This is a genomic window from Streptomyces sp. SID8352 (assembly GCF_009862265.1).
GTDB lineage: Bacteria > Actinomycetota > Actinomycetes > Streptomycetales > Streptomycetaceae > Streptomyces.
Genome location: NZ_WWGX01000045.1, coordinates 37,710 through 48,996 on the forward strand (window position 1 = coordinate 37,710; position 11,287 = coordinate 48,996).

The following is an 11,287-nucleotide window of genomic DNA, read 5'->3' on the forward strand; positions in this document are numbered from 1 at the left end:
CCTCCGGATCTGGTGGTGGGGCAGGGCAGGGACGGCTACGGCCTCGCCCGGGCGGGGCGAGGCCGTGGTGGTGCTGGCGGATCAGGCGGCGAGTGCGGGCCGGTGGCAGCGAGCGGCGTACACGGTGACGGTCTCGCCGGGGGCCGGGGCGGGCAGTGCGGCCCTGACCGCAGCCACCAGAGCGGTGTGCGCGGGCTGGTCCGCCGGGGTCAGGGGGCGGCGCCAGAGTGTGGCCAGGTGCGTGTAGGCGGCGCGGGTGAGGTGCTCCTCGAGGACGTCGCTCGCGGAGCGGTCCTGGTTGGCGTCGGCCAGGGCGCGGGGGGTGCCGGTGGCCAGGGCGCGGACGGAGCGGCTGTCCCCGGCGGTCTGGGGGGTCATGGCCAGCGGGGCGCCGGCGGGTCCGTCTACGGCCCGGCCGCAGGTGGTGGGGATCGCGTCGGCGGGGACCGCCCGGGCGGCGTCGGCCTGGCGGGCGGCGGGAACCACACGCTCCCACTGGGCTCGCCGGTCGGCGGGGCGTTCCTGGGGCCGGGCGACCTTGAGGGTCTGGACGGTGGCGCGGCGGTGGCGGGTGAGGTCGACGGCGAGGCGTTCCTCGCGCGCCCACTCGTTGTACTGGCGGCGCCAGGCGTAGTCGGTGATGTCCACGTCGACGAGGCGGTTGCTGGAGGGGCAGCGGATCGCGTCGGCAACGCCGGCCTTGCCGGTGTGGTGCGGGACCGTCTTGACCAGGTAGGTACCGCGGTGGGGGGTGACGGCCACCCAGGTTTCGCAGTCCGGGCAGACCATCGAGATGCGGCAGGTCTGCGTGGTCTCCACGGTCCGCATGTCGATGTGGCCTGGCGACAGGGTCGAGAGGACGATCGGGGCGAGGGGGCTGAGGCGGGAGGTACGGGTGCGGCCCTTGCGCTTGGCGGCCTTGGGCATGGCGAGCTGAGGCATGGCGACTCCTCGGCAGAAAGGAAGAGGCAGAGGGAGGGGTTCACGGGGCGGATGCTCTCTCCGCCCACCAGGCCCACGAGCCATCGGCCCGAGTCCTGGCGGACAGGCAGCGCATCAGCGCTGAGGTCGTGCACACAGTCCTGCCAGCCGGGGGGTTTGATCGTGCTACCGCCTCCGACCACCTGCCCGTCTCCGAAAAAACGAGCTGAGGAACTGCGGTGGTACAGGTCGTGACTACTCCCCGCGCTTGGCTGCTCGCCCTGCGCTGGGATCACTTTGATTAGATCCCCTCACCCCGGAGGTGTCAAGATGGTTGCTAAGCTCCTTGACTAATGTCAACCTAAAGCTGCACAGGCTTGACACGACTAGGCTGGACATACGCAAGGCACAGAGAGGAGAGACACGATGACTGCGAACGCGATCGTGACCGACATCCGAGCGGGCATCGCCGCGGGCCAGTACCGCTACGGCACTCGTCTGCCTAGCGTCCGAGACCTAGCCGAGCAGTACGGAGTGAGCCAGCAGACCGCTGCGGCCGCATATGCGGTGCTGGCCGCGCTAGGGCTCACCCGCACCGCTGCTGGAAGCGGCACCACGGTGACGGCCGGCCCGGCGGCCGACGCCTACCTCGGCACCTATTCGCCGCCGGACCTCGCCCAAGGAAAGGCGTGGACCCCCAGTGTTCCCGAAGGAGCGGCTACCGAAGAGACCTACCTGGTGCGCCAAAGCACAGCACCTGCGGAATGGGCCAACTGGGGCCTACCGGAGGCAAGCTCTGTAGTCGAGCGGCACCGAGTACGCCGGATCGACGACGTGCCGGTACAGCACAAGCTGACAGTGCTGCCGTATGAGGTCGCTAATCGTCGGCCAGAGGGGCACGAGGGCCTCCCTCCCATGCTGGCCCCGGTTGGCGCGCCTCCCCTGAAGCCGCCGCATGGGGTTCGTGTGGCGGACTGGCTGGGGTGGGACGTGGCTCGCACTACCTGCCAGATCACGGCGGATCCGATGCCAGCTGCCGCCTCGACAGCCCTCGGGATGCCGGAGGGGAGCCCAGGGTTCCAGATCGTCAGCATCGCAAAGACCGCCGACGGAAGCACCCTCTATGTCACGGTCACAACAGCACCGCTCCACCACCGCGTAACGATGGAAATCCAGGGCTGAAGGGACAAATGATAATCAAACACGGCCCGTAGAACGGGCGAAGCCGCTCCGCCCTTGCAGGGGTGGAGCGGCTCCTTGAATCGACTCGACAGAACTTCCAGGAACCTCGAGTCGTGTCCGGTGAGGTGACCTCTCCGGGGTGATGCCCGTGGACCCGTGGGTCCGCGCAGTCACCTGTACCCAGGATAAGCGTTCCGCCACGCGGGACGCCACTGTCAGTGGTCTCCGTCAGGTCGCACCTTTGGTCACGGCTCCCCTGAATGGGGAGAAAATGCACCACCGCCATCAGCACTGCCATCCGGTACGGTCCCTCGTCGCGCTACGGGGCTACGTCCCGTGGCGCGGAACGCGTTCCGAAGTCGTGGCCCACCCCATGGGAGGGATCGCTCGTCGGTCTCTGTCCACAGGTAGTCCGCGCGAGGCTGCCGGGGCGATCACTTCCCACACCGCCGTGCCCGCCGTCCGCTCCTGTGGACACGGCCGCGCCACGCCGTCTACCCGGAGCACCCCCGTCTACCGCCGCTCGTGTGGCGTCGGAGGTGTCCGATGAGTAAGCCAGGCAGCGAGAAGGTGGTGGACGAGGCGGGTGGAATCACCCGCGGGAAGGCGCCGACCGGGGCGGTCACGGTGTTCCGCGACATGGTCTACGGCGGGGGCCTGGTGCACTCGCTCGACTACGTCGTGCTGCTGCACCTGCTGTTTGCGACGGCGGAGGGCCGGACCTTGACGCCGCCCCAGCTGTGGGCGGAGCTGAAGGAGCAGGGGATCCGGTCGGCGAAGAACGCGAAGGTGCTGGTTGGCAGGGATGCGGTCTACGACGCCTTCAACCGGCTGATCGAGGCGGGGTACGTGCGCCGGGTCCAGTCTGGGGAGCCGGGGAGGTTTGGGCAGGTCTCGTACGAGGTGTACGACAACCCGGCGTGGAACCCTGCCCGGGAAACGTCCCCGGAGGCGGGGGAGGAAAGGCGTACCTCGCTTTCCGGTTTGGCATCGTCGCAGGTCAGCCCGCTTCCCGGAACACCGGAAGCGACAAACTCGCAGAACGGTCATTCTGACGTTTCCGCAGGTCACACCGCTTCCCGGAATGCCGGAAGCGGTAACGCCGTATCCGGCGTTCCGGGAAGCGGTCGGCAGCGTGTTCCCGCAGGTCAGCCCGCTTCCGGCGTTCCGGGAAGCGGGAACGGGTTTCCCCCCCACACCCCCCCTGGTGGGTTGGTAAACCCCCCTACCGTCCCCCCACGGGCAACGACTCCCGGGTCGGATGCTGAGGCTGTGGCGGGTGGGAACACCACGCGCACCGCGCCCAACACCAACCCCGGCGATGCCCAGGGCGTAGGCGAGGCAGAGCTCACTGCGGCGGCGGGATTTCTGGAGATGCTGCCCGGCCGGTGGGCGTGCGGGCCGCAGGACGTGGCGAAGTACGCGCCGCTGCTCGCGGAGGCGGTCCGCCGTCAGGGCTGGCCCCTCAATGCCGAGCTGGAGCGGTGGCTGACCGCGGACGAGCGCTCGATCCGGGGCGCGTACCCGCGGGTGATCCCGGCCCGGCTGAGGAACCTGCCCCGCCACGCCGCCTGGTCCCGGCGCCCGGACGCCTCCGCCGGGACCGCTCGAGGCACCGGACCGGGCGCGGTGGACGACCCCTGCCCGCAGCACCCTCACCGGCCTGCCGCTGCGTGTGTCCCGTGCCGCAGCAGCCTCGACGACGGCGACCAGGCCCCGGCCGCCGCTGCTGCGCCTGTCGCCGAGGCGGCGCTCGATATGTCGGACGCGATCGCGGGGGCCCGGGCGTTCCTGGAGGCGGGCAAGTCCCGGCGCCGCCGCAGCGACCGGTCCCCCCGGGGAGACGCCCGCGCGCGCCGTCAGGCCGCCGCCGCCCGTTCCGTCGAGGCAGAGGCCGAGGCGGAGGAGAACCGGCGCAAGGCAGCGACCCTGCTGGCCGCCGCCGAGACCGCCCTGGACCACCCCGCCGTCCCCGCGCAGAACCACGACCGCGGCATCGACCGCATCCGGCTGTGACCCACTCTCCACGCAGTGCGGGCCGCCCGTTGCACCGGGCGGCCCGCCGACACCCCGCCAGCTCTCATACCGACCAGGAGTGCACATGACCACCGTAGAGGCCACGCCCCACCACGCTGCCGACCGGTACGGCGACACCGACGGACCCCAGGAGTCCCGCAAGCAGCTGCCGTCGTTCGAACGGATGCCGCCCCAGGACCTCGCCGCCGAGCAGTGCGTGGTCGGCGCGATGCTGCTGTCGAAGGACGCCATCGGCGAGATCCTCGAGATCCTCACCGGCGGCGACTTCTACCGGCCCGCGCACGCCACCGTGTTCGGCGCGGCCCTGGCCCTCTACGGCCGGGGCGAACCCGCCGACCCGATCACCGTGGCCGCCGAACTGACCAAGAGCGGAGACCTGGCCCGCATCGGCGGCGTGCCCTACCTCCACACCCTCGTCCAGGCCGTGCCGACCGCCGCGAACGGCGCCTACTACGCCGACATCGTCCGCGACCACGCCCGTAAGCGCCGCCTCGTCGAGGCCGGGGTCGCCATCGCCGGCCTCGGCTATGCCGACGGCGATGCGGACGACCTGGCCGACGCCGCCGGGGCCGCGTTCAACGCTGCTGTCGACACCGTCTCGCAGACTGCGAGCTTCCGCCCCCGCGACCGTGCCGCCGCGCTGCTGGACCGGCTCGGAGCCCGCGCCCGCGGCGAGGTCGTCTCCGGCATCCCCACCGGCTTCACCGACCTCGACAGCCTCACCGGCGGGCTTCGCGGCGGCCAGGTCATCGTCGTCGCCGCCCGCCCCGCGATGGGCAAGTCCACCCTCGCCGTCGACTTCCTGCGCGCGGCCACCATCAAGCACGACCACACCGCCGCGCTGTTCACCCTGGAGATGAGCGGCGACGAGGTCCACGAACGCATCGTCTCCGCCGACGCCCGCGTCGGCTACCACCACCTGCGCAGCGGCCAGCTCACCGAGGAGGACTGGGCCCGCGTCGCCCGGAGCATCCAGCGCCTGGAAGAAGCCGACCTCCACATCTTCGAAGAGGCCGGGGTCAGTGTCCTGCAGGTCAAGGCCCACTGCCGGCGGCTCAAGCAGCGCGGCTCGCTGGACCTGGTGGTCATCGACTACCTTCAGCTGATGCAGACCGGCGCCCGCCGAGCGGAGAACCGTCAGGTCGAGGTGGCGGAGATGAGCCGCCAGCTCAAGCTCATGGCCAAGGAGCTCGACGTCCCCGTGGTCGTCCTGGCGCAGCTCAACCGCGGGCCCGAGCAGCGCACCGACAAGAAGCCCATGGTCTCCGACCTGCGCGAGTCCGGCGCGATCGAGCAGGATGCCGACATCGTGCTCCTTCTCCACCGCGAGGACGCCTACGAGAAGGAGTCTGCCCGCGCGGGCGAGGCCGACGTGATCGTCGGCAAGCACCGAGGGGGACCGACAGCCACGATCACCGTCGCCGCACAACTGCACTATTCGCGCTTCGTCGACATGGCACACACCTGACCCACCCGACCCAACAGGCCTCACGAACTGCCTGAACGGCCCGTACGACGACGCTCTCCGCCCCGGCGGCCCCCCGGCCATCCGGGGCGGAGAGCGCCCCCCTGTGATCCACCGAGCCCTCCCCCTGATAGAGCACGACACCCTTCTCGTGGACGTGCCACTTCAGACGGCGCCGGAACTCGTACTCGGGCAGCGCATGTGCACCTGAACGATGGGGTGATGCGTGATGGCATCCCGAAAGGTGAGCGGTCTGGCACATGATGACGTAGGGGTAGGTGCCGGGATCCTGGGCGATGTCGCACCGGAGCCGGTTGCCCCCGCCGTTCCGGTGGAGCGCCGGCCGCCGCCGGACGGCTACCGCCGCGCGATCGAGGCGCACCGCCAGGCCGCGCCGCCGTCCCGGGTGGATCCGGGGATCGCGGAAGCGGTGGAGCGGCAGACCAGGGCGATGCGCGAGCTGAGCCGACGGGCGTTCCCGGAGCCGGAAGTACCCTCGGACGACCAGCCGGCCTGGGTCGGGACGGCTCGCATTCAGCGCCGACGCGAGTCCGAGGCCACCCGCGCCCTGGCACTACGCCGGGCCCGGGCGGAACGTGCCGCCCGGCAGGAGCAGACAGTGGCCGGCATCGCCCACCCGGCTGCACTGCGCACCACCGCGTAAACCGTCGTGCCGCCGGGACAACGACTACGAGCCCTCGAAGCACCGAATTCTCCTCGAGACAACCACCCGACGGCGGGGCTACCCGGTGGAGGCAGCCGTCGTTGGGCATGACCAAGGAACCCTCTTGCACGGCGCGCGCCGCCATGCCAGAACTGGAAGGCCAAAGCGATGGACATGGAACGCCCGGACTGGTTCGGCCAGGCCGACGACTGGTGGCGCGCTGCCGCGGGAGCCGATGTGGCCCGCCATGCCCAACCGGTTGGTGTCTCTTCCGACGGCAAGCTCTGCGTGCTGTGCTCCGACATGCCCTGGTCCGTCAACCTGCGCCTTCTTGCACCGCATATCGCCAGCCGCCTCAACGTCCAACGTCCTCCCGCTGTACCGGAGGTATCGGGGATCGCCGTGCTGAAGCCTTCCCCTCCCGAGGTACTGATCCAGCAGTGGGCGGACATGGTCGGCGTGGACCTGGCCGCCCAGGTCCGCCCACGCAGCCTGGCAGACTGGGGCCAGGAACTCGTCACGGAAGCGGACACAGCTCAGGCACGCGACCAGCTGGCCCAGCGCGCCCCCGATGTCCTCGCCCGTCTGCGCTCCGTCCTGCCCGAGACGTCCATCGTCCGGCTGCGCGAGAGCAGCCTTCGCCCTGTGTGGGTGCTGGTCGTTACCTCACCCGACTTCTCCGACCGGCAGTGTCTGGAGAACGTCCTCATGGACGTATGGCATGACGCGACGCAGACGGCCGGCCCCGAACACCCATTGTGTCTTCTGCACGCTAATGAGACCGCGGCCGACCAGATGATCGAGGAATGGGCAACGTCTGTCCGATCGACTGATCTCCCAACCCCACCACACGTCGACACCTTCACGTACCTCGGCACGGTCAGCCAGGGCGATGCGGACGCCCGTCGCCGGCGCAATGAGTGGCTGGTGGGCACAGAGCGCGATCTCTGCGTCGCCTTCGTAGTCAGTGAAGGTGAAAAGCTTTCCCTCGCCGAACTCGCCCGCGAAAGCGGAGCAGCCGTCTTTCAGGCTTGCATGCCGTGACCGTCAGACTCATCGGATGTCCGAGAAGGCGGCATGATGTCCTCATTCACCCCTGTAGGCCGAGCCTGGACGTTCCGGAAACGCCGCAGTCACCGTTGCATACAGTGTGCAACTGTGACTGATGAGATGAGCACGGTGCTGGCCGGGCTGACTCCCACCGTTGTTCCGGTCGACGGCGCCGACCCCGAGCTGATCGCGATCGGCGAACGCTACTGGGCCATGGCCGGCTTCCATCCTGAGCTGGGCACGCCTGTCTGGTGCGAGAAGACCGCAGACATCGACACACTCGGCTGGGGTGGCCCTCTCTACGTAATCGCGGCAGGTGGCGTGCGCGCCGTCGTCGACCACACCTGCCCTGAGTGCCAACAGCAGCTCAGCCTGACCTCCCGGACCGCGCTTGCCGACCTGGCCAAGGGCGAGAGGCCTGTGTGCGTGGCGTGCACGGAATCCCTGATGTCCGCCCTGCAAACGCTCAACGACCCGAAACGCAGGGCCAAGCGTGAAGCAGCCCGTGCCCGCGCTGCAGAGCAGCAGGCACTCGACACAGCTGCAGCTGCCTGGCGACACACGCAGCGCGAGGTCATGGAAGATCGGTACCGGCTCACGTTCTCCGAGACGGTGCCCAGGGCCTCGGTGCGCGAGATGATAGCAGCCTTGGCGTTGCTCCGGTACGCGCCATCGACCACGCCGATCTCCGCGATCGGATCCTGGCTCGATCCCTTGCACCCCGCACAGCGCGAAACCGCCCAGCTCCTGGGCACACTGGTCCGGGCCGACCTCATCAGAATCCACCCCACCACCTCGGTCACGCTATGGAGTGGGAACCGGCCTCATTCCAGGCCGCCCTCGCCGCGGCGGACGGTGATCCCGACTCCGTACATGTGAGCCCCCAGCTGACATCGCAGTTCTTCCCGCTGGACAGCTGCTTCTACGCACCGTTCGCCACGAGCGCGGGAACCGGAGCCCAGCACCTGGACACCGTGCTGAGCGAACGACTGGCACCGCAACGCCTCACCGCAGGCCAGCACAACGACCTCCTCGCCCTGACGCAGGAATGCATCGCTGAAGAAGCGCTGCGCTATTTCACCTACCGACTGGAAGACCTCAACCTTCCGGCCGTGACCGAAAATCACATCGAGAGATTGCGTGAGGCCGCCTACAAGGTGGCACGGCACCGGCCGCTGGGAGAGATCTACAACCTGGTCTGGCGCTCCACCCGGGCTGCTGCGGAATCTGCGCAGAAGAACCCCCGCGCCCCGCGCGTCAACATCAGTACACACGCGGTCAACCAGTTCGAGACCCACGCACTGCGCGCTGTCACCGAACCCACGTGGCCAATCAAGGCTTTCGGCGAGGTGGCGGGCTGCGGACTGAGCGCCATGACCCGCACCCTCTTCTACACGGTGCTGGATCTTCAACCGCTGGAGCCGTCTTTCTGCGACATCGAGCAGGGGCTTCCCCAGCCGGCCTCTGATCCGGCACCCCCGGTTGCTGACACCGGAGTCCAGCCTGATGAGGCAGGCGTCCCGGACGATGACGACGAGCTGGCATTCTTCATCCAGTGGCTCCACACCTACCCCGGCAGCTGGGACCCGGAGGCCGTCTTTCGGTGCCTCGATGGCTTGGAGCAGACCGCTGCTGGGATGGAGTACGACGTTGAGCAGCGGGTCGCCAGGCGGGCAGTCGCGCACCTCAAGTTGCTGCACGAGCGTCTGGCCGTTGTGCTCGACCCGCGTCAGGCCGCTCTCGCAGTCGTGGCGGCTACCGATCTTCTGCAGCACCCGGTCACTGGCAGAGACCCGGAGTCAATGCGGCCCGTCGGAGCCGTTGTGCGCCAACGCCTGGTGGAGACCGTCCTCCAGACGATGCCGGAAGCCTCGGCTGATGAGTGATCCGGCAATACACCGAACCTTCCAGGGTTCAGACCTCACGGCGAAGGCCGCCCGGATCACCCGGCGGCCTTCGCACTGCATCGAACCTCCGTGCCGCTGCGTAGTTGGTCGTGCCGCTATGGGGTGCGGTAGCGGTCGTGGAGGATCTTGACGGTCTCGGTCCAGGCGCTGTCGGCCTGCTGGGGCAAATGATGGCCGGCGTGGTCAGCGAGCTGCCGGTAGACCGGGTGCATGGCCCCGTCCTCCGTAGTGATCAGAGCGGTGAGCAGGGCCGGACGTTGGGGTTTCGCGCTACGGGGGCGCACGGTGGGCCTGACCCGGAGCAGCACCTGAGCCTGATCGGATTCCGTCAGCTCGCCCAGGCCCTTGACCTGGGCACACAGGTCAGTGAGGGGCACGGTCTTGCCCAGTCGGGCTGCGTGTTCCAGAACGTCGCGTACGCCGTCAGCCAGGCCTGCCCCGTCGAACGGCTTTGGGCGGGAAGCCGGGGGGCGCGGTGAGCGGCCGCGCGGCGGCTGAGGGGCCCGCGGCGCGGGTGCGGGTTCCGGATCGTTCTGCCACTCCTGCACCTGGAGGCGTTGTTCGTCGGTGAGCCAGGCCGAAGCCTGCTGCGCGGCCTTCGCGAGCTGGTTGCGCTGGCGGAGCGTGACCCCCATACCGTGCGCCTTGTACTGAGCGAGAACGCGTAGCAGCCGTTCGACGTTCTGCAGGGCCTTGCGCTCCTGGAAAGTCGGTTGCCGCGGCGTCGGCACGCCGACTCCGCGCTCCAGCCTCAGCAGCGCGTCGGCAGCCTTCCTGATCAGTTCGTTTTCTTCCGCGGTGGCCCCGCCGTGCGTCACTTCCTCTGCCCTGTTCAGCCAGCGGCGGATCTCCGTACGGCTACGCCCGTCACTGACCGCCTCCTCGAGGGCGGCCATGACAGCGTCACGGTCCTGCGACGGGACACCGTGCGTTTCGTCGCTGACGGCCCGCGCGGTCGGCCGACTCTGTGGCGGCGGGGCCTTGGGCGTCCGTACACCGATGGGCCGCCATATGGTGCGCAGCCGGCGGATTTCTTCGACCGCCGGGGTGGTGAGCCCCGAGTCGGTGAGCTCCACCTCGTCCAAGTCGAACCAGTCGGTGGTCCCGCCATGGCGTTCGGTGCCTACCTGGATCCGGCGGCGGGTGCCGTCGGGGACAAGCTGGATGCGGTTGACATAGCCCTGCCGCAGCAGCACGTCCGGATCCGGCGTCATCTCCGGGCCGAGCACCAGACGGGCGGGGTCCTCTTCCCTCGATGCGGAAGAGCCGGGTGATGAGAGCAGCACCCGAAGGCTGTCGCGCCCGGCCGGGTCGAAGAGCACGTCCCGGCCGATCGAGCCGTCGGCATCGCGCGCGATGGTGGCTGTGGCGGTGATGTCCTGGCCCGCCAACCAGTCCAACAGTCCGTGCTTGATGTACAGGTGGTCCGCGCTGGAAACCCCGGATGCCTTGCGGGCGCAGGTGGAGGTGTGCTTGGGATCGGGCCCGTGCGCGAAGTGGCAGGCGCGGTCGGTGTACAGCTTGGTGAAGAGCTGGTGGCCGCACCCGCCCAGCCACGTCCCGCACCAGTAGGTCTGGTTGGCGTGGCGGGTCCGGAAGTCGTCGAGCTCTATCGCTTCCATCGGAAGGACCACGGGGAGCTCGGAATCGGGGTTGCCGATCACTGCGGTCTGCACGCGGCGTTTGTCCAGGGCCATGCAACCTCCAGCCGTACTGGAGACGAGAACCGCCTCCGGCCGGCACCCGGCCACGCTGCCGGGCGCCCAACTGATTGACAGTACATTCCGCCACTGACAACGCTGGAGCGCCGCTAAGCATGGTGTTCGGCCCGGCAGTCTCCCCTGTCGAGGTACGGGCCTCGGCTGTCGGTGCCACGCCGTAGCGTGCGCCCATGAGGTACACGTTCACGCCGCCGGTTCCGGCGGAACAGATCCGGCAACTGCCCACCCGAGACGTTGCGATCCTTCTCCTGGAGCTACCCCCGCGGATGCGGGGACGACTCGACCACCTTCTGGACCGCCTTGCCCCCGGCCGAGCTACCCCCGCGGATGCGGGGACGAC

Annotated in this window: 9 protein-coding genes; 7 read left to right on the top strand and 2 right to left on the bottom strand. The window is 69.3% G+C overall.

Translation table 11 applies throughout. The features are described 5' to 3' along the window. Positions 1-81: 81 nt before the first annotated feature. On the bottom strand, positions 82-942 hold the full coding sequence (locus GTY84_RS17170; protein ID WP_237532330.1) for a hypothetical protein: 861 nt from the start codon (positions 940-942) through the stop codon (positions 82-84). Between the two features lie 405 nt (positions 943-1,347). Here GTY84_RS17170 and GTY84_RS17175 point away from each other — a divergent pair, with 405 nt between their 5' ends. From GTY84_RS17175 to GTY84_RS17205, 7 genes are all read left to right on the top strand, one after another. Further along, positions 1,348-2,103 (top strand): GntR family transcriptional regulator, encoded by a 756-nt coding sequence (locus tag GTY84_RS17175; protein WP_161227153.1) that lies wholly within the window; start codon positions 1,348-1,350, stop codon positions 2,101-2,103. Between the two features lie 1,272 nt (positions 2,104-3,375). Continuing rightward, the gene (locus GTY84_RS17180) at positions 3,376-4,119 is read left to right on the top strand and encodes a hypothetical protein (RefSeq protein WP_161227154.1); all 744 of its coding nucleotides are present in this window, start codon (positions 3,376-3,378) and stop codon (positions 4,117-4,119) included. Positions 4,120-4,204: 85 nt separating this feature from the next. Then, a complete protein-coding gene (gene dnaB / locus GTY84_RS17185; protein ID WP_161227155.1) occupies positions 4,205-5,608 on the top strand; it encodes a replicative DNA helicase in 1,404 nt (467 codons plus the stop codon). Positions 5,609-5,936: 328 nt separating this feature from the next. Further along, on the top strand, positions 5,937-6,269 hold the full coding sequence (locus GTY84_RS17190; protein WP_161227167.1) for a hypothetical protein: 333 nt from the start codon (positions 5,937-5,939) through the stop codon (positions 6,267-6,269). Between the two features lie 168 nt (positions 6,270-6,437). Then, the gene (locus GTY84_RS17195) at positions 6,438-7,313 is read left to right on the top strand and encodes a DciA family protein (protein ID WP_161227156.1); all 876 of its coding nucleotides are present in this window, start codon (positions 6,438-6,440) and stop codon (positions 7,311-7,313) included. Between the two features lie 114 nt (positions 7,314-7,427). After that, entirely contained in the window at positions 7,428-8,198 is a 771-nt protein-coding gene (locus tag GTY84_RS17200) for a hypothetical protein (RefSeq protein ID WP_161227157.1), read from the top strand. Continuing rightward, on the top strand, positions 8,195-9,205 hold the full coding sequence (locus GTY84_RS17205; RefSeq protein ID WP_161227158.1) for a hypothetical protein: 1,011 nt from the start codon (positions 8,195-8,197) through the stop codon (positions 9,203-9,205). The genes GTY84_RS17200 and GTY84_RS17205 overlap by 4 nt, the downstream gene beginning before the upstream one ends. Positions 9,206-9,321: 116 nt before the next feature. On the opposite strand, the gene GTY84_RS17210 is transcribed toward GTY84_RS17205, so the two are convergent. Continuing rightward, the gene (locus GTY84_RS17210; RefSeq protein WP_161227159.1) at positions 9,322-10,923 is read right to left on the bottom strand and encodes a hypothetical protein; all 1,602 of its coding nucleotides are present in this window, start codon (positions 10,921-10,923) and stop codon (positions 9,322-9,324) included. Between the last annotated feature and the right edge of the window lie 364 nt (positions 10,924-11,287).

Bases quoted from the DNA above. Each gene is read 5' to 3' on its own strand.
- GTY84_RS17170 (WP_237532330.1), bottom strand. From the start codon at position 942: ATGCCTCAGCTCGCCATGCCCAAGGCCGCCAAGCGCAAGGGCCGCACC.
- GTY84_RS17175 (WP_161227153.1), top strand. From the start codon at position 1,348: ATGACTGCGAACGCGATCGTGACCGACATCCGAGCGGGCATCGCCGCG.
- dnaB (WP_161227155.1), top strand. From the start codon at position 4,205: ATGACCACCGTAGAGGCCACGCCCCACCACGCTGCCGACCGGTACGGC.
- GTY84_RS17195 (WP_161227156.1), top strand. From the start codon at position 6,438: ATGGACATGGAACGCCCGGACTGGTTCGGCCAGGCCGACGACTGGTGG.
- GTY84_RS17210 (WP_161227159.1), bottom strand. From the start codon at position 10,923: ATGGCCCTGGACAAACGCCGCGTGCAGACCGCAGTGATCGGCAACCCC.